Below are 25,700 nucleotides of genomic sequence, written 5' to 3' on the forward strand. Positions count from 1 at the left end.
GGGCCGTAACAGGGCCACACAGTAGACCCCGCGCGGGACTCTCACGACCGGAGTGAGCAGACTGAGCGGTATCAGGGGTGTAAACACACACGCACAGGGGTAAGGCGTTCGAACTCCGGTTGGCTCAGTTCGCCTTCAGTACGCCAAGTGCTCCCACACCGAGTCGAACCACGACTGCCAGCTCTTCATGAAGACCGACCCCCGCGAGTCAGGGTTGCCGTCCTTGACGTAGTGCGTGAGCTGGGCGCCGAGGCCGAGCACGTCGACCGCCTGGACCGTCACCTCGTCGTCGAGGACGATCGGCCGCTCGATGACCTCGTACGGGCCGTGCAGCGCCTGCTCGCCGCCGACCAGGTACAGCTTCGACGTCGGCGTGAGCATCACGTGCCGGATCTCGATGCTCGTGGCCTCCACGAGCCCCTCGGCCTCCAGCTGCCGCAGCTCCGCCTGCATCGACGAGCTGTGCCGCCGCGTGATCCCCAGCAACCGTTCCTTCAATGCGGCGGTCAGCTGACCGTCCGGGTCGTCCACGGCTCGCGGATACGGCAGATCCAGCGACTCGTCGGGCAGCAGCATCCGGATGGCGATGCTCCGGGGCTCCACTTCGCCAAGCCTGATCCGCTCGATCTGGCCTTTCACCTGCATGTCGAGGGACTCCGACGTCAGCGTGTACACGTCGAGCACGACCTCGGGATTCGCGAACGCCTCGTCGAAGAATCCACGCAGCGTGACCCGGCCCTCTATCGCGGCCCGCGCGGTGTACGACTGGGCCTCCTGCGCCCGTACGACGCGAGTGCCACTGCCCCGTTTCGACTCGACCCAGCCCTCATCGCGCAACTGGCCAAGGGCCCGCTGCACCGTGTCCCGCGCGACCTCGAATTCGTCGGCCAGCGCCCGCTGGGACGGCAGCGGGGAACCGAGCGGATAGAAGCCCCCGGCCATACGGGTGCGCAGCTCCTCCACGACACGGAACACCGCTGTGCCGCCAACACCACCAGTCCAACCGCTCGCCATGGAAGGAACGTACCGCCGCCAGCCCAACGACAACCCAGATTCAGTCAACTTCCCTGCTATTTCCCGGGGTTGATTAACGATCTGCCCGGCCGGGGAAGACCAATCCAAGTCCAGCAGTCCAATTGGACTGGTTGGTATGGCAGTTGAAGGGTGGGGATCCGTGAATCCGATACCGCAGTTGCTCGCGACCGTGCTCGGCTACGGCCTGGAGCAGTTCGTCCAGTCCAGGTACGGGGGCCCCGGCCTCGTGGCCCTCGCCGCCCTCACCCTGTTCCTGTCGGCCGAGCGGAGGTCGAGGGCCTGGGCACTGACCGGGGCCGGGCTGGCATTCCTCGCCCTCACTCAGGTCTGACGGCGTCGCGCCACGTGCTCCCAGAGGCCGTCGAACATCGCCTGTTCGCCGTCGACGAAGGCGGCCTGGTCCTGGCCGGTGGTGCGGGAGAAGGCGAGCATCCCCGTCTCGAACCCCTCCACGTCCACGAGTTCCACCGTGTCCCCGCCCTCGTTGTCGTCGATCTCCCGCTCGAAGCGGTCCGGGACGTAGTGGCCGACCAGTACCTCCTGCCGGTTGAGGAGGTACACCTTCCGGGTCGGTACGCCGGAGACGAAGCGGTACTCGAAGCTCGCGTCGATGCCGTGGGCGCGCAGGCCCATGAAGGCGTTGTCCAGCACCATGCGCTGCGAGGTCCACTGGATGCGGCCGCGGCGCCTGACCGCCTCGTCGAGTTTGTCGTCGTGACCCCAGCCCGCCGACGGCGCGGGGTAGTCGACGTCCTCGCCCAGCCTGGGCACCACCATCCGGACCCGTACGGACTCCGGTCGCAGCGCCCCTTCGTACACCTTCCGCAGCGGCTCCCCGAGGGCCGTCACCAGGGTCTCTCCGGTGAGGCTGGCCACGTCTACGTAGACGTGCGGGGCCTCGAAGGCCGCCACCAGGCGTGGGCCCAGGATGCTGCGGGCCGTCTGCGCGCCCGGCAGGGGCGGCCGCTCGGGGCGGGACACCGTGGGCGGGCTGCCCTTGCCCGTGTTCGTCAAGAGGCCGTCCGAGCGCAGCAGTTGCAGCGCGTTGCGGACCGTTCCCCGCTCCACGTCGAACTCACGGGTGAGCGCGGCCTGCGTCGGCAGGCGTGCGCCCGATCTGAGCTCACCGTCGTAGATCCGCTTCCGCAGGGTGTCGGCGATCTCCTCTGCGGTGGGTCTGGGGGCGTTCTCCGCGCTCGCGTTCGCCACGACGATCTCCCCTCACCCCCCGACCAAGTTCGCACAACTCTACGGCAGTTGGCTGCCAACTCCACCCGGTTTGCCGTAGCGGGCGAGGGAACCGCAGGTCAGCCGCGGCCCCGCAGAATGTCGATGATCGGCTCCAGGGTCGCGGTCACCTGCTGGGCCCCCGCCTCCCGCAGTGCGCGCTCCTTGCGGGAACGACGCGCGTAGCCCAGGAACGCGACACCCGCCTGCCGTGCGGCGTCCAGGTCCGTCACCGCGTCGCCGATCATCAAGGTCGTCCCGGGCGCCGCGCCCATCGCCGACATGGCGCGGGTCAGGCAGTACGGGTCCGGTTTGAGGAGGGCCAGGTTCCGGGTGCGGCCGTAGATGTGCGGTTCGAAGCAGCCGGACAGGCCGCGGCTCGCGATGTAACGGCGGGCCGCTTCGGCGGAATTGTTGGTGGTGATCGCGAGGCGGGCGCCGGCCGCCGTCCAGGTGCGGATCAGTGGGTCAACGTGTTCCGTGGGCCAGGCCGAGCCGACCGCGCGCAGTTCCTGCTCGGTGAGCCGGCTCTCCATCTCCAGGACCAGATCGCTGTCCGGCCGTGCGCGACCGAGACGGCGCAGGGCTGCGTGCGGATCCACGTCGGCCCGTTCCTCGGCCGTCAGCACGTCTCCCAGGCCCTGCGCGTCCAGCCAGTCCACCTGCTCCCGCGCGATCCCGGCCGCCGGGCGGCCCGCGAAGAGCCGGCAGATCGGCCCGTCGAAGTCGAAGAGGACATGGTGGGCCCCCGTGATCAGCTCAGCCAGAGTGCCCGTCTCGCGTGCGTCGCCCTGTTCGGTCGTTTCCCGGCGTTCGGTCGTTTCCCGGCTTGATTCGGTCTCTTCTGCCACCGGAACAGTCTGCTTCGTCGTCTCTGAAGTCACTAGGAGAGTGTCAGGTCGGAGGTGATGGTTTCCCAGAGTGCGTCGAACCACTTCTGCGACTCCTCCACGAACGTCCGGTCGCGGTGGCCCGCCCGCTCCTCGAAGGAGAAGAGCAGCGCCTGCGTGCCGGTGGCCGAGAACATCTCCAGCTTGGTGTCGTTGTCGATCTCCTCCTCGCGCCGCGTGACCATGTAGTACGAGAGGAGGGCCTCGGACTGGTTCAGCAGATAGAGCTTGACCGGCGGGGTGAAGGGGAGGGCGCGGAAGGTCACCCGCACGTCGATGTCGTGCGAGGAGCGCAGGGAGCGCAGGTTGTGGCGCAGCACCTGGCCCTGCGCGTTGCGCTGCGCGAGCCATCGGTTGTGCACCGCGACCGACTCGTCGCGGTCGATTCCGTCGCTGCCGTCCGGGACCGGCACCGGGAAGGCGAGGTCGATGTCCCGGCTGGGCAGCAGGATGCGCACGTCGAGGGATTCGGGGCGGATGCGGCCCTCGTGGATGTGGCGCAGCGGCTCACCGAGCGCCAGCATCAGCGTCTCCGAGGTCATGCAGACCGCGTCGATACGCACGTGTGCCGCGTGGAAGGCCACCACCAGGCGCGGGGCGAGGGCGACCATGGAGGGCTGCGGCTCGTCGCGCGCGGCGGTACCCGGTGCGATGCGCGGCGGGCTGCCCTTGCTGCGCTTGCTCAGCAGGCCGTCCGTCTCCAGGAGCTGCAGCGCCTGACGGACCGTGCCGCGCTCGACGCCGAACTCATCGGCGAGCGTGGCCTGCGTGGGCAGTTGGTCGCCCGGCTTCAGGCTGCCCGCCCTGATGCGCTCGCGGAGTTGGTCGGCGATCTCCGGGGCCGTGAGCCTTCTCCTGCCGTTCAGTGTCGCGTCTGCCATGTCCGCCACGCCCTGCTCCCCTGGGTCCCGACCAAACGGCGCAACTCCCCTTGATTTGGTGGGAGTTGTCGCCCTCTTGTTTATATACCACGACCAAGTGGGGACAACTCCAATGCAGTTGGTCGCCAACTTGGAGGAAGGTGGCCAATGGTGGCAGCGAAGGAGACCAAGTAAGGCCCATCAGCGAAGCAACGCCGAAGCAGGAGGAACCACCATGTCCGTTCTCAGCCTCCTCTCCGCGGTGGTCGTGATCACCTTCGAACAGCTCGCACAGTGGCACTACGGCCCCGCCGGCCTCGCGGGCCTGCTCCTGCTCGCCATCGGCGCCAAGGCCAGGAACGCCACCTGCAGTTCGCTGGGCGGCGTGCTGCTCGCGCTCACGGTGGCCGGGCCCGCGCTGCAGTGACCGCGACGGGACCGAGGGCCTGTCGCGGGACCACGTCATGAGCTCAGTGTCAGGTCCTGGCTGATCGTGTTCCACAGGCCGTTGAACCACAGGTGGGACTGCTCCACGAAGGTCGTGTCCCGCAGCCCCGCCCCGTGCTCGAACGCGAAGAGCATCTGCCGCACGCCCTGCGCGTCGTACACGTCCACCCGCTCATGGTCGATCTGCTCGCCGCGTCTGGACAGCGTGTAGTACGCGAACAGCGCCTCGTTGCTGTTGAGCAGGTAGAGCTTGACCGGGGGCGTGAACGGCAGCGCGCGGAACTCCACCGTGACGTCCATGTTGTGCGTGGCCCGCAGGGCCAGCAGATTGTGGCGCAGCACCTGCCCCTGCGCGTTGCGCTGCGCCAGCCAGTCGCGCCGCAGCCTGCCGCCCATCACCGCCTCCACCCGCGTGGCCTCGGCCACCCGTGAGGCCTCCGCCGCCCGTGACGACGCGGGCTCGCGGGCCGGCGGCGCGGGCGCGGGGAACGCGAGGTCGATGTCCCGGCTCGGCAGCAGCACCCGGACCCGCACCCTGGCCGGTTTCGTACGGCCCTCGTGGATGAGGCGCAACGGTTCGCCCATCGCGAGCGTCAGCGAGACCGCCGTCAGGCACAGGGCGTCGATCTCCACGTCGGACTTCTGGAAGGCCTCGGCGATGCGCGGAGCGAGCGTCACCATCGTCGACTGCGGCTGCGCCTCGGGACCGAGCAGCGCGGGCCGCGGATGCTGCGCGACGGTGGGCGGGCTGCCCTTCGAGGCGTTCACCAACAGGTTCTCGGACTGCAGAATGCGCAGCGCCTGGCGTACGGCGGAGCGCTCCACACCGAATTCGCCCGCCAACTGTGCCTGTGTAGGCATCCGTTGGCCGGGACTCAGGCGACCGGACGTGATCCGGTCGCGCAGCGCGTCGGCCACTTCGCGGTACGTGTTGCGCGCCCGCTGTGACCTGGGCCGTCCGTTGACGGCGGCATGCTCCCCACTCACAACCAAACCCTACAACTTCCCGCCATCTTTGGGGAGTTGACGTGAAGGTGGTTATGAGCCGCCCTTCAATGGAGATAACTACCTTTGAGTTGGTGACCAACTTCCCGGACATGGTCGGGGGACCTGAAGTTGGTGACCACTAGGACCACAGGTCCTGAAGGAGGTAGGACAATGCCGCTCTTCGCCATCGTCGTCGCCGCACTCGCCATCGGGTTCGAGCAGCTCATCCAGTGGAAGTACGGGCCGATGGGCATCATCGCCTTCATCGTTCTCTCCATCGGCCTCAAGGCCAAGAACACCGTGATCAGCGGCATCGGGGCCGTCATCCTCGTGATGCTGCTCGCCCAGAGCGGCTGACCGGGCTCCCTTCCGGAGGGGAGCCGGGAGCCCGGTCGGTCAGTACGTCGTACGTGAACGGTGTCGCGGCTCAGAACACGTCGGGGCACCACGGCCGCCGCGCGGTCCGCAGCAAGGCACCGAGACCCGCGGCGGCGCCCTCCTCGTGCTCCACGATCCGCCCCAGGGCGGCGAGCCGCACCGCAGACTCGTCGCCCAGCCACAACGCCCCCAACTCACGTACACCGAAAGTGAGTTGGGGGGAGGCGGCGCCCGGCGAACAGACCGCCTCGCCGGGCGCCGCCGTCAGCGTGAACCGCCCGCCCGCGAGCCCCGCGGGGTCGAGCACCTCGAACGAGACCTCGCCGCTGGTGTCGTACGAGCGCGCTTCCATGGCCGCCGCGACGTCCAGGATCCGCACCCACAGGAAGTCGGCCTGCGTCACGATGCGGGCGGCGCGCGGGTCCGGCAGCAGGTGGGGCAACAGGTCGTCGGGGGCGCGCAGCCCGGACCGTACCGTGGTGATCCAGTCGACGGAGCAGACATACGTCCACAGGGCGCGCTCGGCGGCCGGGGTGACGGCGATCAACTGCCGTACCCGCGCCGTGTTCAGCGGCTGCTTGGCATCGCCCCAGCGGTCGTCGGCCTGGTAGTCGACCAGTCCTTCCACCTCGCCGCGCGCGTTGCGGTACACCGCGTAGAACGGCTCCGCCCACGGGTCTTCCGGGGCCGGCCACAGGCCGGTGTTGTGCTGCCACCAATGTTCGTCCCGCGACACGACACCGGCGACGCGGGCGCGCAGCCGCGCGTGCAGCTCAGGGCCTACCTTGCGCACCTCCTCCGGGTCCGCCAGGTCCACGCGGCCGCCGTCGTCCGGGCCCGCCCAGCGGGGGTCGAGGCCGGTCCGCGGTACGTCGACCTCCCACACGGTGGCGGTGGCAGCGGGGCCGAAGCCGAACCGTCCGTAGATCGGGTACTCCGCCGCGATCAGCGTCGCCGCGACGTCACCGCGCTCCTTCGCCTCGGCGAGGTCGGCCGCCATCATGCGGCTGAGCAGTCCGCGGCGGCGGTGCGTGGGGCTGACGGTGACGTTGGTGATCGCGTCCGTGGGGACGGTGGCGCCGCCCGGCACGGTGAGCTGCTGCGAGAAGGAGCGGAACGTGGCGACCTGCCGGGTGCCGGTGCCTCCGGCGGGGGCGAAGGCGGCGCGGGTGCGGGAGAGGTCGAAGTGGGCGCGGCGCTTCGCGACCGTCTGCGGGGAGGTGGTCGGGGGGCGCAGGAAACCGGTGTTGAGGGCGCGCGACCAGTCGGCGAGCTCGTCCTCGGTGACGGGTCGGACGTCTATGGCTGCGCCGGGGGTGGGGGTGGTGTCACTGCTGCTCATGCGCTCACGCTAGGCGGGCCCCGCGTCCGTGTTGCCCCAATTCCCCCCACGCCACGGGGCTCCGCCCCGGCCCCCGCGCCTCAATCGCCGGCGGGGCTGTAAATAGCCCCTGCAGGGGGCACCTCCCAGCGTTGGCTGGGGGAGATTGAGCAGGCCCGCCCGGCGAGGGCTTGAGGGCTCAGTCGCCGGCCAGGCGGGTCGTGCCGGTGAGGAGATCGTCCACCTGAGCCTCGCCCGCGCGGTAGCGGCGGGCGATTTCGGCGCTGCAGTCGTCCGCCGTGCGCTGAAGCTGGTGGCGGCGGCGCGAGACCTGCTGCTCGTAGCGGACGAGGCGGCCCATCGCCGTGCGCAGCTCGTCGTCCGTGCGGGCGACCAGGTCGGAGAGCTCGACCTCGGCGAGCATCTCCTGCGCGAGGCGCCGGGACTCGTCACTGAGCGGCGTGCCGAGAGTGACGTGCCGGGCGGAGGAGCGGTGGCTCGTCGGCTGGTCCCGCAGGATCTCCGACAGCCGGTCCACGACCGGCGCCTCGGGGTCCTTCCGCCGGTCCAGCTCGGCCCGCAGGATGTCGATCCGGCCCTGGAGCAGGCGTCGTACGTAGCTGAGGTCCGCCTCGTTCTGCTGCGAGTCGCGGCGCAGCGTGCGCAGCTCCGGCAGGCGCAGGGCCGACAGGTCCACGGCCGGCGCGGCGGGCAGCTCCGGGCTGTCGGTCCGCTGGGCCGGCGGGCGGGTCAGCGGGGCCACCCGTTCCCTGTGCGTCAGCGATACGGGCTGCCCCGGCAGCCCCGTACTCGTTGTGTGGCTCATGGCATGGGTATCCATGGTTGCTTACCGTCCCCTCGACCGGACCGCGCCGCACGCCACCGGCGCACCGCGTGTCAGCATGGTGCCACTCCCGGTGGTCACTTCGGGCCCGAGTGCCCCATATCCGCCCCGGATGGGGGGTTGGGGAGTATGTCAAACCCCTTGCGGAGCAAGAAAATCGGCGCACGGCATGATGGCCGTATGCGAGCAGTGGTGCAGAGGGTGGACGGCGCGAGCGTCGTCGTCGAGGACGAAGTCGTGGGCGAGATCAAGGGCGAGGGCCTGTGCGTCCTCGTCGGGGTCACGCACGAGGACACCAAGGAGAAGGCGGCCCAACTGGCCCGCAAACTCTGGTCGGTACGGATGCTGGCCGACGAGAAGTCGTGCAGCGACATCGACGCGCCGCTCCTCGTGATCAGCCAGTTCACCCTCTACGGAGACGCCCGCAAGGGCCGCCGCCCCACCTGGAACGCCGCCGCGCCAGGCCCCGTCGCCGAGCCGCTGGTCGACGAGGTCGTGGCGCGGCTGCGGGCGCTCGGCGCGACCGTGGCCACGGGCCGGTTCGGGGCGAAGATGCGGGTGTCCCTGACGAACGACGGCCCGTTCACGGTGCTGCTGGAGATGTAGCCCCTCTCGTACGGAGTGGCTACGGCTCGACGACGACTTCCTGCGCCGCCGCCGTGGCCTCCGCGAGGAGCTCCGCGTCGGCCGGCACGTTCCGCTTGATGACCGCGAGCGCGATCGGGCCGAGCTCGTGGTGGCGTACGGAGGTCGTCACGACACCGATCTTCCGGCCCTCGGGACCGTCCGCGGCGAGCCGCACCTCGGCGCCGTGCGGCGGCAGGTGCACCTCGCTGCCGTCCAGGTGCAGGAAGACGAGCCGCCGCGGCGGCTTCCCCAGGTTGTGCACGCGGGCGACGGTCTCCTGCCCCCGGTAGCAGCCCTTCTGCAGATGCACGGCCGAGCCGATCCAGCCCAGCTCGTGCGGGATGGTGCGGTGGTCCGTCTCGAAGCCGAAGCGCGGCCGGTGCTGCTCGACGCGCAGCGCCTCGTACGCGAGCAGCCCGGCCACCGGGCCGTTCTCCCCCGCGTACGACTCCAGGTCGGCGCGCGGCAGGAACAGATCCCGGCCGTGCGGCGTCTCGCGCACCACCACCCCGTCCGGCACCGGCGCGATCGACCCGGCCGGCAGATGCACGACGGCGAACTCGTCCGTCCGGTCGGCGGCCTCGACCCGGTAGAAGAACTTCATGGACTCCAGGTACGCGAGGAGGGCCTCCTGCGTGCCCGGCTCGACGTGCGCCCACGTCGTCGTACCGTCGTCGACGAGGTACAGGGCGTGCTCGATGTGTCCGTTGGCGGAGAGGATCAGCGCCTCGGTGGCCTGCTCGGGCGGCAGCTGCTCCACATGCTGGGTGAGCAGCAGGTGCAGCCAGCTCAGCCGGTCCGCGCCGGTGACCGTGATCACGCCGCGGTGCGACAGGTCGACGACGCCCGCCCCGTCGGCGAGGGCGCGCTGCTCGCGGAACAGGTCGCCGTAGTGCGCGGCGACGCCTTCGTCCACGCCCTCGGCGGGGACGGCGCCGGGCAGGGTCAGCAGGGGGCTGCTCGGTGAAAGTCGCTGCATGTTCACACACACTACGACGAGTGGGCGGACGCGCTTATTCCTGCGGAGCCTCCGCTATTCCTGCGTACGCCCTTTGTCCTTGGCGCAGTTCTCACAGCGGCCGAAGATCGCGAAGTGCTTGAGGTCGGTGTCGAAACCGAACTCCTCGCGCAGCTTGGCGGTGAACTCCGCCGCCACGTCCACATCCGCCTCGATCACGTTCGTACAGTCGCGGCACACCATGTGGATGTGGTGGTGTCGGTCGGCGAGGTGGTACGTGGGCGCGCCGTGCCCGAGATGGGCGTGCGAGACGAGCCCGAGCTCCTCCAGGAGCTCCAGGGTCCGGTAGACCGTCGAAATGTTGACCCCCGACGCCGTCTTGCGCACTTCGCACAAGATGTCGTCGGGGGTCGCGTGCTCAAGGGTGTCCACGGCTTCGAGGACAAGCTGGCGCTGCGGCGTCAGCCGGTAGCCGCGCTGCCGCAGATCGCTCTTCCAGTCGATACCTTCGGTGCTCACCACACCGCCGAGTGTAGAACCACTTGAGGAAAGCGATTCGACCTACTTGAAGAAGGCGATGCCGTCGTCCGGGGCGTCGTCCGGAAGGTTGCGCGCCATCTCGGCGACGTCCTCGGGCGAGATGACCTTCTTGAGCTGGGCGGACATGTACGGGCGCAGCGGAACCTCGGGGGTCTGCTTCTCGCCGACCCACATCAGATCGCTCTTCACGTAGCCATAGAGGCGCTTGCCGCCGCTGTACGGGCCGGAGGCCGCGGTGCGGGCCACCGCGTCCGTGGCGATCTCGATCTGCGGCTTCTTGTCGGCGAGCTCGCCGTACCAGACCTCGACGACACCGTCGTCACGGACCATGACGACCTCGACCTTGCGGTCCTTGCCGATCCGCCAGAAGCCCGACTCGGACTCCAGAGGCTTCACCTTGTTGCCCTCGGCGTCCAGGACCCAGGTGTGCGAGCGGTACTCCAGGAAGTCCCGCCCGTCGTGGGTGAAGGAGACCTCCTGACCGAAGTTGGCCTTCTCGGCGCCCGGGAAGTCGGTGACGCCGGCGCCCGCCCAGTCGCCCAGGAGGAAGGCGAGGGGGACGAGGTCGGGGTTCAGGTCGGACGGGATCTGGATCATGAGCGGTTCAGACGTCTCTCAGTGGGGGGTCAGCGCTGGCCCTGGTACAGCTTCTTCACGGTCAGACCCGCGAAGGCGACAACGCCGACGCAGACCAGGACGAGAAGGGTGGAGAAGAAGGCCTCAAGCACGGGATTGCTCCTCGGTGAGCGGAACGTATGCGGATAACAGAGCCGGACCCCACTGTAGTCGTCCGGGCACCGGCCCTCTCGGCGAGGTCGGTCACAGCGGGTGTCAGCGGGAGTCTCATCGGGGGTCTCACCGGGGGCGCTTCTTGCCGTCCAGTTCGTCCCACCAGTCGTCGGACTTCTCATCGCCCGAGGGATCGTCCCACCAGCGGTCGTCGGGCCCGCGCCGGTTGGCGACGATGGCGGCGACCGGCGGGATGACCATGGCGACGACGCACATGGCCACGGCGGCCGGCACGGACCAGAGCCGCACGACGCCCCAGGCCAGCACGAACAGGCCGATGCAGACGCCCATCATGGCGAAGTAGACGTGCTTTCGCCGTGCGTACATACCTTCAGCGTAAGCCCGCGGGCACGGCCCGGCACCGGCCTCGGACATGCCGAAGGACCGCACCCGTACCAGTGGCGTCCAACCCAGGCGGGGTGCGGCCCTTCAGCCGTCGTGTGTGACCGCTCAGACGGCGATCGCGACCTCCGCGAGCCCGCCGGTCTGGGCGACGACCGTACGGTCGGCCTGGCCGCCGGGGACCAGGGCGCGCAGGGTCCACGTGCCCTCGGCCGCGTAGAAGCGGAACTGGCCCGTGGCCGAGGTGGGGACCTCGGCGGTGAACTCGCCGGTCGAGTCCAGGAGGCGCACGTAACCGGTGACGGGCTCGCCGTCCTTGGTCACCTGGCCCTGGATCGTGGTCTCACCGGGCTTGATCGTCGAGGCGTCGGGGCCGCCGGCCTTCGCTCCGCACATGTCGCTCTCCTAGGAAGTGAAAGGTCGCTGGGTTACTTGTTGGCGCCGAGCTCGATCGGCACGCCGACGAGGGAGCCGTACTCGGTCCACGAGCCGTCGTAGTTCTTGACGTTCTCCTGGCCGAGCAGCTCGTGCAGCACGAACCAGGTGAGCGCGGAACGCTCACCGATGCGGCAGTACGCGACGGTGTCCTTGGCCAGGTCGACCTGCTCGTCCTCGTAGAGGGCCTTGAGCTCGTCGTCCGACTTGAAGGTGCCGTCGTCGTTGGCGTTCTTCGACCACGGGATGTTGCGCGCGGACGGGACGTGGCCCGGACGCTGCGACTGCTCCTGCGGGAGGTGGGCCGGGGCGAGCAGCTTGCCGGAGAACTCGTCGGGCGAGCGCACGTCGACGAGGTTCTTGTTGCCGATCGCGTCGACGACGTCGTCGCGGAAGGCGCGGATCGACGTGTCCTGCGGCTTGGCCTTGTACTGCGTGGCCGGGCGGTTCGGGACCTGCGAGCCGTCGACCAGGTCGCGGGAGTCGAGCTCCCACTTCTTGCGGCCGCCGTCGAGGAGCTTGACGTCCTGGTGGCCGTAGAGCTTGAAGTACCAGAACGCGTAGGACGCGAACCAGTTGTTGTTGCCGCCGTAGAGGACGACGGTCGTGTCGTTGCCGATGCCCTTCTTCGACAGCAGCTCCTCGAAGCCGGCCTGGTCGATGAAGTCACGGCGGACCGGGTCCTGGAGGTCCTTGGTCCAGTCGATCCGGATCGCGTTCTTGATGTGGTTCTTGTCGTACGCGGACGTGTCCTCGTCGACCTCGACGATGGCCACGCTGTCGTTGTCGAGGTTGGCCTCGACCCAGTCGGCGTCTACCAGGACGTCACTGCGGCTCATGCTGTCTTCCTCCGGGGCAGTTGCGGGGGCATGCGAAAGGGGTGTGCACAGCTGCACGGGGACCCCGAGGCATCGGCCTCAAGGGGTCCGGGAAAAGCGGGAGTTGCTCCGTCCCGCTCAGGCGGTGCGACAGAGCATGGCGGCGACGCGGCACAGGTCTACTGCCCGCCGCTTCGTGAGATCCGCCTGTCGCTTCATGGGTCCGATCGTAAGGACGTACCGGTGGCCGTGTCACCGGCATGTCGGATGGTGAGACGAGATCGTCCGGAATATGAGAACGATCGCGTTCCGGGGCGGCATTCGTCCCGCCGCCGCACCGCCGGGCGCCCCTCGACATCTACTCTGCGGACGCCGTCGTCTCGCAGTTCGGACCAACGGTGTCCGTGGCCCGTTCCGACGTCTTCCCCGGCCTACCCGACCAGGTCGAGGTCCGAACCCTTCACCGTGATCTCGATGCCCTGGCCGACGGCCTGCACCCGGTCGAGCTCGATGCCGGCCGGCAGGTCGTCGAGCGCCTGCTGGAAGTCGATGACCCCCCGGATCCGGTCCTTCGCCAGGTCGAACGCGGGGATGTCCGGCAGGCTGCCGGCGCGGGCGGACACCTTGCCGCCGTCGACGTTCACCGTGCTGCGCACCGTGGGCCGCACCGTGCCGAGCGGAGTCTTGACGGCGACCGTCACCTTGACCTTGTGGTCACCGGCGTACGCGAGGCCGTCGATCCACGCGGTCACGCCGGGGGCGACCTGCGCCGGGCCCTGCTTCTTCACGGCCTTGAGGAGCTCGGCGTAGTCGATACGGGCGGTGCCGGTGGCCGAGCCGGCGGTGGCGGAGCTGTAGCTGCTGTCGAACTTCACGCCATGCATCTCGGCCTTGAGGTCGGCGATGCGGATGCCGGCGTCGTCGCTCTTGCCGCTCTTCGCCTCGAAGTCCTGGATGCCGAGTTCGACGTCGTCGAGGGTGCCGCCCGCGACCTGAGTCAGGAACGGGAAGCCCTTGATCGACACGTCGGGGGTCTGTCCGAGCCCCTCGCTCGTGCGGATCTTGTCGGCGGCCTTGCTCTCGGCGAAGTGGACCGCGATGCGGTCGGCCGCGACGAAGAGGCCGCCGATGACGACGACAAATATCAGCAGTATTCGCAGTGCGCGCATGGCGGGGAGGGTACGCGAACGTCGGCACGTCAAGCCCCGCCGGCGTTTGAGGCGCGGGGCTTGATGTGGGCCGCCAGGGCTTGAGTGGGCTATCCGAGCGCGCGGCCAAGCAGCCAGACCGCCGGGGCCGACGCGGCCAGCGGCAGCGCTACGCCCGCCGTCATGTGGACGAACCGGGACGGGTAGTCGTACGACGCGACGCGGTGGCCGATGACGGCGCAGGCGCCCGCACCGAGGCCGAGGAAGGCACCCCCCGTACCGAACCCGGTCACCCCGCCGGCCGCGACCCCCGCACCGGTCGCCGCGAGCAGCGCCACGATCACGGACGCGACCGTCGGCAGCGGCAGCGCGCGGGCCAGGATCGCGACCGCCACGGCCACCCCGCCGACCGTCACCGCTTCCGGCTCGGCCGCCAGGTGTCCGGCCGCGACGATCGCCAGGGCCGCCGAGGCCACGGTCGCCATCAGGCCGTACATCCGCTCGTCCGGGTCGGCGTGCGAGCGCAGCTGGAGGACCAGGGTGAGCAGCACCCAGACGCCGAGCGTGCCGAGGATCGCGGCGGGGCCGTTGTCCCGGCCCGCCACGAGCAGCGCGACATCGGCGGCGACGCCGCCCATGAAGGCGAGCGCGATGCCCTGGCGCGCGGGCCACATCCCGTTGAGCCGGAACCAGCCCGCGGCCGTGACCGCCTGCAGCACCACCAGCGGGACGAGCAGCGCGTACGACCCGATGGCGGCGCCCCCCGCGAGCAACGCCGCGAGCACGGCAGTGATCGCGGCGGGCTGCAACCCCGGCTCGATGACGGGAGAGCGACGCGCCCGCCGTCCAAGCCCCTGCGGCGTTTGAGCAGGCCTTTCAAGCCCCTCCGACGCCGAGGGCGCGGCCTCGTACGACCACTGCTGCTGCGGCACCGGCGCCGGCTGCACCTGCCCGTACGCGTCGTACTGATACGGATACTGCTGGTTGTTGCTCATCGGGGTGTCATCCTCCTGCGAACGGCGGGAGCACCTCGACCGTGCCGCCCTCGGCAAGCCGTACCGTCTCATGGCCGCGGGTCCCGACCGGGTCCCCGTCCACCAGGAACGAGGAACGCTGGAGGACCCGGACGAGATCGCCGGGGTGCCGCGTACGCACCGCTTCCAGCGCCACGGCCAGGGTCTCGGCCTCGTACGGCTCCTCGGCGACGCCGGCGGCGGCCTTGGCCGCGGCCCAGAAGCGGATCGTGCCCTGCGCCATTCCCGACTCCTCTCGGTCCCGCTCTGTTCGGTCCCGCTCTGTTCGGTCCCGCTCTGTTCGGTCCCGCTCTGTGTGCGGCGTCCTATTGTGCGGCAAGCGTCGCCGCGGCCCACGCCCCGATCCGCTCGATCAGCTCGTCGCTCGCCGCGTTCTCGGCGTGGCCCATCCCCGGTTCGAGCCACAGCTCCGCGTCCCCTTCGGCCGCCGCACCGAGCAGCATCCGGGGGTGGTCGACGGGAAAGTACGGGTCACGGTCGCCGTGCACCACGAGCAGCGGGGTCGGCGCGAGCAGCGGAACCGACTCGACCGGGGAGAGCGGGACCGGGTCCCAGCCGTACGGGTGGATCCGCGTGCGCAGCCCGAAGCGGCTGACAAGGCGCCCGACGGGCCGGGTCACCGCCCAGTTCACCCGCCGCATCGAAGGCGTGCCGCGGTAGAACCACCGGGCGGGGGCGCTCACCGCGACGACCCCGTCAACGCGCGCTTCCGTGCGCCCCCTGTGCAGCGCGGCCTGCCGCAGCACCACGGAACCGCCCATGGAGAAGCCGACCGTCACCACGCGCGCGTGGCCGAGCGAGCGCGCCCACTCGACCGCCGCCGCGAGGTCGAGCACCTCCTTGTCGCCGACCGTGGACCGCCCGCCGGAGCGCCCGTGGCCCCGAAACGAGAACGTGACCACGGCCGCACGCTGCGCGAACACCGCCGCCGCGCGGCGCACGCGGGGCCGCTCCAGATCGCCGGTGAAGCCGTGCGCGAGCACGATCGCCGGGGTCTCGGGGCCGCCCGGACCGGGCTCGTAGGCGGCGTCGATGGCGACCCCGTCGCGTGTCCGGAGCATCACGCGCCGCCTCCGTTCGGTGATCGGCCACACAGAAGATCCACGCTCGTCACCTGCCGGACCCCAAGTCATGTGGGCTATTCTGCTGGGAAGAGGACTCGGGCAATGCAGCCCCCGGGTCCTTTTGTGCTTTCAGGGCCGTTGTATACGACGCCCCGAAAACACCAGCAGAACCACAGGTCAGGACCCGCGGGCGCGGGGTCCCGGCCTTGTACGAAGCAGTGCCGCAAACGTCCTCGATGGGACCGAGGAGGAACCAGACGTTATGGGCGAGCGAACCGTGCACGAACGTATGACGACCCCCAGGGCAGGTGGGGACCGATGAGCTCTCTTCTGCTCCTCACCAATGCCCTTCAGCCGTCGACGGAGGTGCTCCCCGCTCTCGGCCTGCTCCTGCACAACGTGCGAGTGGCCCCGGCGGAGGGCCCCGCCCTCGTCGACACCCCCGGTGCCGATGTCATCCTCATCGACGGGCGCCGGGATCTCCCTCAGGTCCGCAGCCTCTGTCAGCTGCTCCGCTCCACGGGGCCCGGCTGTCCGCTGGTGCTCGTCGTGACGGAGGGCGGCCTCGCCGCCGTCACCGCCGACTGGGGCATCGACGACGTACTCCTGGACACCGCGGGACCCGCGGAGGTCGAGGCCCGCCTCCGGCTCGCCATGGGCCGGCAGCAGATCGTCACCGACGACTCCCCCATGGAGATCCGCAACGGCGATCTCTCGGTGGACGAGGCGACGTACAGCGCGAAGCTCAAGGGCCGGGTCCTCGACCTGACCTTCAAGGAGTTCGAGCTCATCAAGTACCTGGCGCAGCACCCCGGCCGCGTGTTCACGCGCGCCCAGCTGCTCCAGGAGGTCTGGGGCTACGACTACTTCGGCGGCACCCGGACCGTGGACGTGCACGTGCGAAGGCTGCGCGCCAAGCTCGGGCCCGAGCACGAGTCGCTCATCGGCACCGTGCGCAACGTGGGCTACCGCTTCGTCACCCCGGAGAAGCCGGAGAAGAAGGCGGAGAAGAACGCCGAGGCGCGGGCCGAGAAGAAGGCCGAGCAGGAGGCCGCCGCCGCGAACCAGGCGGATAACGCAGCCAACCCGGACAAGGTCCCGTCCCCTGTGGACGGAGCGGGCCGCCCAACCTCCGTGCGCCGTTAGCCGTGCGGCTCACGACCTGCCCAGAGGGTGGTCCATCCGCGTAGACTCCGCGCGTGGCCAAGGTGACTCGGGACGATGTGGCGCGGCTGGCGGGTACCTCGACCGCCGTCGTGTCCTACGTGATCAACAACGGACCCCGGCCGGTCGCCCCGGCCACGCGCGAGCGGGTGCTCGCCGCGATCAAGGAGCTGGGGTACCGGCCCGACCGGGTCGCCCAGGCCATGGCCTCGCGGCGGACCGACCTCATAGGCATGATCGTGCCGGACGCGCGCCAGCCGTTCTTCGCGGAGATGACGCACGCCGTCGAACAGGCGGCGTCGGAGCGCGGAAAAATGGTCCTGGTCGGGAACTCGGACTACGTGCCGGACCGTGAGGTCCACTATGTGCGCGCCTTCCTCGGCATGCGGGTCTCCGGGCTGATCCTCGTCTCGCACGGTTTCAACGACCTCGCGGCGAACGAGATCGAGGCCTGGGACGCCCGCGTCGTGCTACTGCACGAGCGGCCCGAGGCGATCGACGACGTCGCGGTCGTGACCGACGACGTGGGCGGCGCCCAGCTCGCCACCCGCCACCTCCTGGAGCACGGCCACGACTACGTCGCCTGTGTGGGCGGCACCGCGGACACCCCCTCCGTCGGCGACCCGGTCTCCGACCACGTCGAGGGCTGGCGCCGTGCCATGAAGGAGGCGGGGCGGTCCATCGAGGGACGGCTCTTCGAGGCGCCGTACAACCGTTACGACGCCTACAAGATGGCGCTCGGCCTGCTGTCAGGGCCCGACCGGCCGCCCGCGGTCTTCTGCTCGACGGACGACCAGGCCATCGGTGTGCTGCGGGCCGCGCGCGAGCTGCGCATCGACGTGCCGGGCAGTCTCGCGGTGGCCGGGTTCGACGACGTGAAGGAGGCGGGGCTCACCGATCCGACGCTGACCACCGTCGCCTCGGACCGTCCGGCGATGGCGCGGGCCGCCGTGGACCTCGTACTGGACGACTCGCTGCGGGTGGCAGGGTCGCGGCGCGAGCGGCTGAAGCTGTTCCCCTCGCGGCTGGTCGTCCGGCAGTCCTGCGGCTGCGCGTAGCCGCTCTGCGGGTCGCCGGATCATTGGTCGGGGTCGACCTTTATTTCGGGCAAACAGGGTTCTGTTGGGACTCTCAGGGAGCACTCAGGCAGCTCTCATGTACGCGTCACAGGCTTGGTGCCATGACCGAGACCTACCGCCGAAGCGGCGATGACTCCCAGGCCCACCCTCCGCAGCCCCCGTACCTGCCGGGCGTGGTGCTCTCCGAGCAGACGCACGAACAGCCGCGGTACGAGCAGCCGCAGCAGGAGCAGGCGCAGCACGAGCAGCACCCGCAGCACGGCACCCCGAAGAAGAAGCGGCTGCGCGGGCCGGCCGGGCTGATCACCGCGGTGGCGATCGCGGCGGCGGCCGTCGGCGGCGGCACCGCGTACGCCTTCCAGGAGTTCACCGGCTCCGCCACGGCCTCGTCCTCCACCAGCACCACGGTGGTGCCCAGCAGCAAGAAGGGCACCGTGTCCGGCGTCGCGGAGGCGGTCAGCCCGTCGATAGTCGAGGTCAACGCGACGCTCGGCTCCGGGTCCTCGACCGGCTCCGGCGTGATCATCACCGGTGACGGCGAGATCGTCACCAACAACCACGTCGTGTCCGGCGCCTCCTCCGTCAAGGTCTCGACGAGCGACGGCAAGACGTACACGGCGGACGTCGTCGGCACCGACGCGAAGAAGGACCTCGCGCTCATCAAGCTGAAGAACGCCTCCGGCCTCAAGGCCGCGACACTCGGCGACTCCGAGGGCGTCAAGGTGGGCGACGACGTCGTCGCGATCGGCTCGCCCGAGGGCCTGACCGGCACCGTGACCAGCGGCATCGTCTCCGCGCTCCAGCGCGACGTCACCGTCTCCACCGACGAGGGCCAGCAGCAACAGCAGGGCGGCAGCGGCGGCAGCGGCGAGTGGCCGTTCGAGTTCGGCGGCCAGGAGTTCAACGGCAACACCGGCTCGTCCAAGACGACGTACAAGGCGATCCAGACCGACGCGTCCCTCAACCCGGGCAACTCCGGCGGCGCCCTGATCGACATGAACGGCAACATCATCGGCATCAACTCGGCGATGTACTCGTCCGCTTCGGACTCCTCCACATCGTCGTCCAGCAACGGCAGCGTGGGCCTCGGCTTCGCCATCCCGATCAACACGGTCAAGGCGGACCTGGACACGCTGCGCGCCGGCGGCACCGACAGCTGACGTGCCGCGCACGCGACGCGCGGCACGCACACGCCGGGTGGCCGTGCGACGCTGAGAGGCGCCGCCCACCCACCCGTACCGACCGACAGGAAGCACAACCCATGAGTCCCGCCGAAGGCGACCCGCACCGCATCCTCATCGTCGACGACGAGCCCGCGGTACTGGAGGCACTCCAGCGTTCTCTCGCCTTCGAGGGCTACGGCACCGAGGTCGCGGTCGACGGCGCCGACGCCCTGGAGAAGGTCGCCTCGTACCGCCCCGACCTGGTCGTCCTCGACATTCAGATGCCCCGCATGGACGGCCTGACCGCCGCCCGACGGATGCGCGCCACCGGCTCCACCACCCCGATCCTCATGCTCACCGCCCGTGACACGGTCGGCGACCGGGTCACCGGCCTCGACGCGGGCGCCGACGACTACCTGGTCAAGCCGTTCGAGCTCGACGAACTGTTCGCGCGGGTGCGGGCCCTGCTGCGGCGCAGCTCCTACGCGGCCGCCGGCGACGAAGCCGCCGACTCCGACGCACTCTCCTTCGGCGACCTGCGGATGGACCTGACGACCCGGGAGGTCACGCGCGGCGGGCGCGCGGTCGAGCTGACCCGCACCGAGTACACGCTCCTGGAGATGTTCCTCGCGCACCCCCGCCAGGTCCTCACGCGCGAGCAGATCCTCAAGGCGGTCTGGGGCTTCGACTTCGAGCCGTCCTCCAACTCCCTGGACGTCTACGTCATGTACCTGCGGCGCAAGACCGAGGCGGGCGGCGAACCGCGCCTCGTGCACACCGTGCGGGGCGTGGGATACGTGCTGCGGTCCGACGGGGCGGCCGAGTGAGCAAGCTCGTCCGGCGGCTGCGGACGCTGCCGCTGAGGTCGCGGATCGCGCTCCTGGTGGCGGTCGCGGTGGCGGCAGCGGTCGCCGCGGTGGCGGTGACCTGCTGGTTCATCACGCGCGGGCAGCTGTACGCGCAGATGGACCACGACCTGCACGCACAGGTCGGCTCGCTGAACCAGTCCCGTCAGGTCACCGCGGTGCTTGGCTGCACCTCCTCCTCCAACCAGCGCGGGCTGCCCGGACCGACCATCCAGCTCATCTCCGCCGACGGCCGCGTCTGCACGTGGCGCGGCGAATCGACGATCCCGGCGCAGCCGTCCGACATCGCCGTGGCCGAGGGCACGTCGAAGGAGGCGCTGCACACCACGGACGCCGAGAACGAAACGGCCATGCGGGTTCTCACCGTGCCGTTCAGCTTCAACGACAACCCGGTCAAGGGCGGTGCCGTTTCCATCGCCACCCCCCTCGACGAGATCACCAAGCCCCTGACCACCCTGGCCTGGCTGCTCCTCGCCGTGGGCGGCGTGGGTGTCCTCGGCTCCACGGCCGCCGGTCTGTGGATCGCCCGCACCGGTCTGCGCCCCGTCGACGAGCTCACCGAGACCGTCGAGCACGTGGCCAGGACCGAGGACCTCACGGTCCGGATCCCGGTCGAGGGCGACGACGAGATCGCGCGGCTCTCGGAGTCGTTCAACTCGATGACCGCCTCGCTCGCCTCCTCCCGCGAGCTCCAGCAGCAGCTCATCGCCGACGCGGGGCATGAACTGCGGACGCCGCTGACCTCGATGCGTACCAACATCGAACTGCTCACCCGGATCGAGGAGACGGGCCGCACCATCCCCCCGGAGGACCGCAAGGCGCTGATGGCCTCGCTGAAGGCGCAGATGACGGAGCTTGCCGCGCTCATCGGCGACCTTCAGGAACTGTCGCGTACGGGACTGACCGGGGCGGAAGGGCCGCTGAAGGTGGTCTCGCTGCACGACACCGTGCGAAGCGCCATCGAGCGCGCCCGGCTGCGCGGCCCCGAGCTGACCTTCGCCTCGGAGCTGGCCCCCTGGTACGTACGGTCCGAGCCCGCGGCACTTGAGCGGGCGGTCGTGAACCTGCTGGACAACGCCGTGAAGTTCAGCCCGGAGAAGGGCCGCGTCGAGGTCCGGCTGATGCGCGGCACGCTCACCGTGCGGGACCACGGCCCCGGCATCCCTGACGATGAACTGCCGTACGTCTTCGACCGGTTCTGGCGCTCACCGACCGCGCGCGCCCTGCCGGGTTCGGGCCTCGGCCTGTCGATCGTGGCGCGCACGGTCGAGGCCAGCGGAGGACAGATCGCGCTCTCGACGGCGGACGGCGGCGGCACGGTCGCCACGCTGATCCTCCCCGGCGCGCCGACACCGCCGCCGGAGATCCCGTAGGACAGGGCCTGGGCCCTGTCGGTCACTTGCCGATCGAGAGCCCGCCGCCCGACAGGTCCACCCGGATCCCTTCCTTCTCCACGGTCACGTCCTGCAGCCGCACATAGCCGTCGTCGCCGGGCAGCTTCGGCAGCCGGAAGGCGAGGGAGAGGCGGTCGGCGAGCTCGGGCTTGGTGAGGCGGGTGAGGCCGTCGAGCAGCGCCGGGTCGAGCCCGACCCGCTTCAGGATCTCGGGGTGGGCGAGCGCGATGTCGATGAGGTTCGTGCCCATCAACTGCTTGACGAAGCGCGGCGTCCCGGTCAGCTCGCGCAGCTTCGCGTCGCTGTTCAGCGCCTGCTGCACCGCACTGTCCGGTACCCCGAGACGCTTCACCACGGCAGGCACGGCGAGCAGCTGCCGCGCCTTGTCGGCCTGCTTGGTGAGCTTGTCCACGGACGCGCGCGTGAGGTGCAGGCCCTCGGAGGCGCGGGTGCCGGGTCGGTAGGTGGCGAGGTCGCCGACGGCCAGGCTCATGTTGTCGATGTCGGTGGAGATCCCGGACGCGCCGAGCCGCTGGATGTTCGCGTCCGCCCGCACCTTCACGTCGTGCCCGGCGACGGGCAGGGTGCCGCGCGCGAGCACCTTGTTCTTGCCGTGCCCGCTGAACGTGACCTGGGACGCGCCCAGCTCCCTGTTCATGTCGGCGAAGCTGAGCAGCACCTCGCCGTGCATCGCGTCGGCGTAGGCGCCGCTGATCTCGGTGAGGCCCGAGCCCTTGATGCGTACGTTGTGCGCGGTCGCGGAGACCTTGGCGAGGGTGACGCGGTCGGCGGCGACGTCGGGGACGGTCACCTTCAGTTCGCCGATGCGGCGGTCGGCGAGCTGGGTGAGAAACGGGAAGCCGGCGATCTCCACCTCGGGGGCGGCCGTCAACTTCATTTGTTTCTTGATCTGTTGCGCCGCCTTGTTCTCGGCGTAGAGCACCGCCCAGCGGTCGCCCAGGGCGAGGAATCCGCACAGGACAAGGACCGCGATCAGGCCCTTCAGCGCGAAGGAGAGCCCGGCGAGGCGACTTCGGCGCCTGCGCCGGCCGGCTCGCCTGTGGTCGGGCGGAACCAAATCCTCCGCACCGCCATCAAACCAATCGTCGAACGTCGTGCGGTCGTCGGCCAGGGTGTCGTCGGCTATGCGGTGGGGGGTACGCATCGGGTGATTCCATCACACAACCCCACCAGTTGCACAAATAATCTTCACATGCGAAGGGTGGCCCACTGTTCAACCGTAGGCCACCCCAATGCAAGCTCTGTTTCAGCTATTTGACGATCGTGATGCGGTCCGCCTTCGGCGGCGCGATCGGGTTCGAGGCCGAGGAGTTGGCGGTCAGGTAGTCGTTGAGCGCCTTCAGGTCATCGCTTCCGACCAGCGGGTTCTTGCCCGCCCCGAGCGCCGCGAAGCCGTCGCCGCCGCCCGCGAGGAAGGAGTTCATCGCGACGCGGTAGGTGGCGGTCGGGGCGATGGCGGCGCCGTTCAACCTGATCGAGTCGGTGACGACCCGGTCGGCCCCCGCCTTGGTCATGTCGAGCGTGTACGTGAGGCCCGCCGAGGGCTGAAGGATTTTCGGCGAGGCCGCGTTCGACCCGCTGACCTGCTGCTTGAGCGCGGTGACGAGCTGCTCGCCGGTCAGGTCGGCCAGATTGACGGTGTTGCTGAACGGCTGCACGGCGAAGCCCTCGCCGTACGTCACCACGCCGTCGCCCTCGCCCCCGCTCGCCTTGAACACCAGGTCGGAGCGGATGCCGCCCGGGTTCATCAGCGCCAGATCGGCCTCCGGGTCAAGGGACTTGGCATGCGCGAGCTGCGCGTCGGCGATGAGGTCACCGAGCGGGGCTTCGGGGGTCGTGGCCCCGCAGCCGGGCACATCGGCGGAGATGTAGCCGACGGGCTGGTTCGCGACCGGCGCGGCCAGCTTGTTCCACTGCCCGATCAGCGCCGTCATGTCGGCGGCCTTCGGCTGCGTCCGGGTGACGACGTGGTTGGCGGAGGTGGGGTTCTTGGCGGCGGGCGACTTCACCGACGTACGGACGACGTCCTTGGTGGCACGGTCGTACGTCAGGGTCGTGTCCGTGTAGAGCTTCCCGTACGAGGACGCGGACGTGACCATGCGCGGTTTGCCGGCCGGATCCGGGATCGTGCACGCGTACGCGTTGTGGGTGTGGCCGGTGACCAGGGCGTCGACCTTGGACGTGACGCCCTTGGCGATGTCGACGATCGGCCCGGACACGCCACTGCCGCCGCTCGGCGCGTCACAGTCGTAGTTGTACGAGGCCGAGGCCGGGGCGCCGCCCTCGTGGACCAGCGCGACGATCGACTTCACGCCCTGCTTGTCGAGGATCTTCGCGTACTTGTCGACGGTCTCGATCTCGTCGTGGAACTTCAGCCCCTTGACGCCCTCCGCCGACACGATGTCCGGCGTCCCCTCGAGGGTGACGCCGATGAACCCGACCTTCACGCCCTTGTGCTTCCACACCCAGTAGGGGGCGAGGGCCGGCTTGCCGGTCTTCTCGTCGGTGACGTTCGCGGCCAGGTACGGATAGTCGGCGCCTTCGAAGGTGCGCCCGTCCTCATAACACCCGTCCTTCGGATGGCAGCCGCCCTTTTGCAGCCGCTTCAACTCCCCCGAACCCTCGTCGAATTCATGGTTCCCGACCGAGGTCACGTCCAGGTCCAGCTTGTTCATGGCCTCGACGGTCGGCTCGTCGTGGAACAGGCCGGACAGCAGCGGGCTGGCTCCGACCAGGTCGCCCGCGGCGGCCGTGACGCTGTACGGGTGGCCCTGGCGGGCCTTGCGCAGGGAGCTCGCCAGGTACTCGACGCCGCCCGCGTCGATCTTCTTGGTGGTGCCGTCGGCCTGGTCCTCGGTGACCTGCCCGGAGGACCCGGCCGGCGGCTCCAGGTTCCCGTGGAAGTCATTGAAGGACAGCAGCTGTACGTCCTGGTAGCGCCCCTGCCCCGCCTTCGCGGCACTGGCCCCGGCGGGCAACGCGGCCACCAGCGCGCCCGCGGCGGCGAGTGTGACAGCGGCGGCGAACGCGGCACGCAGCCGACGCCCACGTCTCTTGGTCCGTACGTGCATGGGATCCCCCTCGGGGTGCGGTGCGACGACCGTGGATGTGGAGGCAGCCTAGAGTCAACGCGCGTAGTACGTAAGCAAAATCAAGCCCGTGCGGCGATTGAGCACACCAAGCCCCGCCGGCGCTTGAGGCGCGGGGTCCGGGGCGGAGCCCCGTGGCGTAGGACCGGCGCCGCGCACCAGGCACCCGCCCCGGGCGGAGCCCAGCCGTACCCTCGTATCCATGACCACGGACCCCGCCCCCACCCCCGACCCCGGCCGCCGAATCGACACCCTGACCACCCTGACCGCCGAGCAATCCACCACCGTGCTCGCCCTGCTCGGCGAAGCCACCCGCACGGACGGCCAGCAAGCCGTCTCCGAGCAGGGCCGGCTGCGACTGCGGGGAGGCGAGCGGGAGGGCGTACGGCATCTGCTGCTCAGCGTCGGCGACGAGCTGGCCGGTTACGCGCAGCTGGAGGACACCGACCCCGTCGAGGCCCCGGCCGCCGAGCTGGTCGTGCACCCGGCACACCGGGGGCACGGTCACGGGCGGGCGCTCGGCAGCGCGCTGCTCGCCGCCTCCGGCAAGCGGCTACGCGTGTGGGCGCACGGCGGTCACAGCGCGGCGCGCCATCTCGCGCAGGTGCTCGGACTGACCCTGTTCCGCGAACTGCGGCAGATGCGGCGGCCGTTGGAGAACCTGGATCTCGCGGAGCCGGCCCTGCCCGCGGGCGTCCGGATCCGTACGTTCGTGCCCGGCCAGGACGACGAGGCGTGGCTCGCGGTGAACAAGGCGGCGTTCGCCCACCACCCCGAGCAGGGCTCCCTCACCCAGCGCGACCTGGACGACCGCAAGGCCGAGCCCTGGTTCGACCCGGCGGGCTTCTTCCTCGCCTTCCGCGGTGACGAGCTGGTCGGCTTCCACTGGACGAAGGTGCACGCGCAGGAGCGGCTGGGCGAGGTGTACGTCGTCGGGGTGACGCCCGCGGGCCAGGGCGGCGGCCTCGGCAAGGCGCTGACGGCCACGGGCCTGCGGCACCTGGCGGCGGCCGGCATTCCGACCGCGATGCTCTACGTCGACGCCGACAACAAGGCGGCGGTGAGCGTGTACGAGCGGCTCGGTTTCACCACGTACGAAACGGATCTGATGTACCGAACTGAGTCCTGACCTGGGGTTTTCCCGGAACGGCCCAAGCTGAGGGGGCGGCGTCGCTTGACG

29 protein-coding genes and 1 pseudogene are annotated in these 25,700 nt (G+C 70.1%); 10 read left to right on the forward strand and 20 right to left on the reverse strand.

Going from position 1 to position 25,700, the window contains the following annotated elements; genetic code table 11:
- Positions 1–135: 135 nt before the first annotated feature.
- The gene (locus ACIRHA_RS40595) at positions 136–1,014 is read right to left on the reverse strand and encodes a GntR family transcriptional regulator (protein WP_403856451.1); all 879 of its coding nucleotides are present in this window, start codon (positions 1,012–1,014) and stop codon (positions 136–138) included.
- Between the two features lie 160 nt (positions 1,015–1,174).
- Between ACIRHA_RS40595 and ACIRHA_RS40600 the strand changes: the two genes are divergently transcribed.
- Positions 1,175–1,366, forward strand: a complete 192-nt coding sequence (locus ACIRHA_RS40600; RefSeq protein ID WP_403856453.1) for a hypothetical protein — start codon at positions 1,175–1,177, stop codon at positions 1,364–1,366.
- On the opposite strand, the gene ACIRHA_RS40605 is transcribed toward ACIRHA_RS40600, so the two are convergent.
- The 3 genes from ACIRHA_RS40605 to ACIRHA_RS40615 form a co-directional block, all read right to left on the reverse strand.
- Positions 1,357–2,244, reverse strand: coding sequence for a winged helix-turn-helix domain-containing protein (locus tag ACIRHA_RS40605; RefSeq protein WP_403856455.1), 888 nt, complete (start codon positions 2,242–2,244; stop codon positions 1,357–1,359). The genes ACIRHA_RS40600 and ACIRHA_RS40605 overlap by 10 nt on opposite strands.
- 98 nt (positions 2,245–2,342) lie before the next feature.
- A complete protein-coding gene (locus tag ACIRHA_RS40610) occupies positions 2,343–3,197 on the reverse strand; it encodes an HAD family hydrolase (protein WP_403856456.1) in 855 nt (284 codons plus the stop codon).
- On the reverse strand, positions 3,146–4,033 hold the full coding sequence (locus ACIRHA_RS40615) for a winged helix-turn-helix domain-containing protein (protein ID WP_403856558.1): 888 nt from the start codon (positions 4,031–4,033) through the stop codon (positions 3,146–3,148). Before ACIRHA_RS40615 ends, ACIRHA_RS40610 begins: the two co-directional genes overlap by 52 nt.
- 214 nt (positions 4,034–4,247) lie before the next feature.
- Between ACIRHA_RS40615 and ACIRHA_RS40620 the strand changes: the two genes are divergently transcribed.
- On the forward strand, positions 4,248–4,439 hold the full coding sequence (locus tag ACIRHA_RS40620) for a hypothetical protein (RefSeq protein ID WP_403856457.1): 192 nt from the start codon (positions 4,248–4,250) through the stop codon (positions 4,437–4,439).
- A gap of 35 nt (positions 4,440–4,474) precedes the next feature.
- Here ACIRHA_RS40620 and ACIRHA_RS40625 read toward each other — a convergent pair whose 3' ends face one another.
- The gene (locus tag ACIRHA_RS40625) at positions 4,475–5,452 is read right to left on the reverse strand and encodes a winged helix-turn-helix domain-containing protein (protein WP_403856458.1); all 978 of its coding nucleotides are present in this window, start codon (positions 5,450–5,452) and stop codon (positions 4,475–4,477) included.
- 165 nt (positions 5,453–5,617) lie between these two features.
- On the opposite strand from ACIRHA_RS40625, the gene ACIRHA_RS40630 reads away from it, so the two are divergent.
- Positions 5,618–5,803 carry a hypothetical protein gene (locus ACIRHA_RS40630; RefSeq protein ID WP_403856459.1) on the forward strand — a complete coding sequence of 62 codons (186 nt, stop codon included), beginning with the start codon at positions 5,618–5,620 and terminating at the stop codon, positions 5,801–5,803.
- 70 nt (positions 5,804–5,873) lie between these two features.
- On the opposite strand, the gene ACIRHA_RS40635 is transcribed toward ACIRHA_RS40630, so the two are convergent.
- Together ACIRHA_RS40635 and ACIRHA_RS40640 are read right to left on the reverse strand one after the other, a co-directional pair.
- Positions 5,874–7,166 carry a GNAT family N-acetyltransferase gene (locus ACIRHA_RS40635; protein ID WP_403856460.1) on the reverse strand — a complete coding sequence of 431 codons (1,293 nt, stop codon included), beginning with the start codon at positions 7,164–7,166 and terminating at the stop codon, positions 5,874–5,876.
- 178 nt (positions 7,167–7,344) lie between these two features.
- Complete coding sequence (locus ACIRHA_RS40640; protein ID WP_403856461.1) at positions 7,345–7,971, reverse strand: ABC transporter substrate-binding protein; 627 nt, start codon at positions 7,969–7,971, stop codon at positions 7,345–7,347.
- 198 nt (positions 7,972–8,169) lie between these two features.
- On the opposite strand from ACIRHA_RS40640, the gene dtd reads away from it, so the two are divergent.
- A complete protein-coding gene (gene dtd / locus ACIRHA_RS40645; protein WP_403856463.1) occupies positions 8,170–8,595 on the forward strand; it encodes a D-aminoacyl-tRNA deacylase in 426 nt (141 codons plus the stop codon).
- A gap of 19 nt (positions 8,596–8,614) precedes the next feature.
- Here the strand turns inward: dtd and ACIRHA_RS40650 are convergent, their stop codons facing one another.
- From ACIRHA_RS40650 to ACIRHA_RS40700, 11 genes and pseudogenes are all read right to left on the reverse strand, one after another.
- Positions 8,615–9,595, reverse strand: a complete 981-nt coding sequence (locus ACIRHA_RS40650; RefSeq protein WP_403856465.1) for a YgfZ/GcvT domain-containing protein — start codon at positions 9,593–9,595, stop codon at positions 8,615–8,617.
- A 54-nt stretch (positions 9,596–9,649) separates the two neighbouring features.
- Positions 9,650–10,096, reverse strand: coding sequence for a Fur family transcriptional regulator (locus ACIRHA_RS40655; protein WP_403856467.1), 447 nt, complete (start codon positions 10,094–10,096; stop codon positions 9,650–9,652).
- Positions 10,097–10,135: 39 nt separating this feature from the next.
- Entirely contained in the window at positions 10,136–10,711 is a 576-nt protein-coding gene (locus ACIRHA_RS40660) for an FABP family protein (RefSeq protein ID WP_403856469.1), read from the reverse strand.
- A gap of 258 nt (positions 10,712–10,969) precedes the next feature.
- Complete coding sequence (locus tag ACIRHA_RS40665) at positions 10,970–11,230, reverse strand: DUF3099 domain-containing protein (RefSeq protein WP_403856471.1); 261 nt, start codon at positions 11,228–11,230, stop codon at positions 10,970–10,972.
- Positions 11,231–11,353: 123 nt separating this feature from the next.
- The gene (locus ACIRHA_RS40670) at positions 11,354–11,641 is read right to left on the reverse strand and encodes a DUF1416 domain-containing protein (protein ID WP_266712503.1); all 288 of its coding nucleotides are present in this window, start codon (positions 11,639–11,641) and stop codon (positions 11,354–11,356) included.
- A gap of 32 nt (positions 11,642–11,673) precedes the next feature.
- Positions 11,674–12,519, reverse strand: coding sequence for a sulfurtransferase (locus ACIRHA_RS40675; RefSeq protein WP_403856473.1), 846 nt, complete (start codon positions 12,517–12,519; stop codon positions 11,674–11,676).
- Positions 12,520–12,636: 117 nt separating this feature from the next.
- Positions 12,637–12,717 carry a putative leader peptide gene (locus ACIRHA_RS40680; protein ID WP_351257108.1) on the reverse strand — a complete coding sequence of 27 codons (81 nt, stop codon included), beginning with the start codon at positions 12,715–12,717 and terminating at the stop codon, positions 12,637–12,639.
- 212 nt (positions 12,718–12,929) lie between these two features.
- On the reverse strand, positions 12,930–13,667 hold the full coding sequence (locus ACIRHA_RS40685; RefSeq protein ID WP_403856475.1) for a DUF2993 domain-containing protein: 738 nt from the start codon (positions 13,665–13,667) through the stop codon (positions 12,930–12,932).
- Positions 13,668–13,756: 89 nt separating this feature from the next.
- Positions 13,757–14,491 (reverse strand): annotated as a pseudogene (locus tag ACIRHA_RS40690) (hypothetical protein); the annotation flags it as partial.
- 157 nt (positions 14,492–14,648) lie between these two features.
- Positions 14,649–14,903, reverse strand: a complete 255-nt coding sequence (locus tag ACIRHA_RS40695; protein WP_389271557.1) for a MoaD/ThiS family protein — start codon at positions 14,901–14,903, stop codon at positions 14,649–14,651.
- Positions 14,904–14,985: 82 nt separating this feature from the next.
- Positions 14,986–15,813 (reverse strand): alpha/beta hydrolase, encoded by an 828-nt coding sequence (locus ACIRHA_RS40700; RefSeq protein ID WP_403856477.1) that lies wholly within the window; start codon positions 15,811–15,813, stop codon positions 14,986–14,988.
- A 249-nt stretch (positions 15,814–16,062) separates the two neighbouring features.
- On the opposite strand from ACIRHA_RS40700, the gene ACIRHA_RS40705 reads away from it, so the two are divergent.
- The 5 genes from ACIRHA_RS40705 (at position 16,063) to ACIRHA_RS40725 (ending at position 21,389) form a co-directional block, all read left to right on the forward strand.
- Complete coding sequence (locus ACIRHA_RS40705; protein WP_403856479.1) at positions 16,063–16,890, forward strand: response regulator transcription factor; 828 nt, start codon at positions 16,063–16,065, stop codon at positions 16,888–16,890.
- Positions 16,891–16,943: 53 nt separating this feature from the next.
- A complete protein-coding gene (locus ACIRHA_RS40710) occupies positions 16,944–17,966 on the forward strand; it encodes a LacI family DNA-binding transcriptional regulator (protein WP_403856481.1) in 1,023 nt (340 codons plus the stop codon).
- A 122-nt stretch (positions 17,967–18,088) separates the two neighbouring features.
- Positions 18,089–19,147, forward strand: a complete 1,059-nt coding sequence (locus tag ACIRHA_RS40715; protein WP_403856483.1) for a S1C family serine protease — start codon at positions 18,089–18,091, stop codon at positions 19,145–19,147.
- 101 nt (positions 19,148–19,248) lie between these two features.
- Entirely contained in the window at positions 19,249–19,977 is a 729-nt protein-coding gene (locus ACIRHA_RS40720) for a response regulator transcription factor (protein ID WP_403856485.1), read from the forward strand.
- Positions 19,974–21,389: an ATP-binding protein gene (locus tag ACIRHA_RS40725; protein ID WP_403856487.1), complete on the forward strand. Its 1,416-nt coding sequence runs from the start codon at positions 19,974–19,976 to the stop codon at positions 21,387–21,389. The genes ACIRHA_RS40720 and ACIRHA_RS40725 overlap by 4 nt, the downstream gene beginning before the upstream one ends.
- Before the next feature lie 22 nt (positions 21,390–21,411).
- Here ACIRHA_RS40725 and ACIRHA_RS40730 read toward each other — a convergent pair whose 3' ends face one another.
- The gene (locus tag ACIRHA_RS40730; RefSeq protein WP_403856489.1) at positions 21,412–22,575 is read right to left on the reverse strand and encodes a DUF2993 domain-containing protein; all 1,164 of its coding nucleotides are present in this window, start codon (positions 22,573–22,575) and stop codon (positions 21,412–21,414) included.
- A gap of 106 nt (positions 22,576–22,681) precedes the next feature.
- Positions 22,682–24,502: a bifunctional metallophosphatase/5'-nucleotidase gene (locus ACIRHA_RS40735; RefSeq protein ID WP_403856490.1), complete on the reverse strand. Its 1,821-nt coding sequence runs from the start codon at positions 24,500–24,502 to the stop codon at positions 22,682–22,684.
- 220 nt (positions 24,503–24,722) lie between these two features.
- On the opposite strand from ACIRHA_RS40735, the gene mshD reads away from it, so the two are divergent.
- Positions 24,723–25,649 carry a mycothiol synthase gene (gene mshD, locus ACIRHA_RS40740; RefSeq protein ID WP_403856492.1) on the forward strand — a complete coding sequence of 309 codons (927 nt, stop codon included), beginning with the start codon at positions 24,723–24,725 and terminating at the stop codon, positions 25,647–25,649.
- Positions 25,650–25,700 lie beyond the last annotated feature (51 nt).

This window comes from Streptomyces sp. NPDC102360 (assembly GCF_044766085.1).
Taxonomy (GTDB): Bacteria; Actinomycetota; Actinomycetes; order Streptomycetales; family Streptomycetaceae; genus Streptomyces.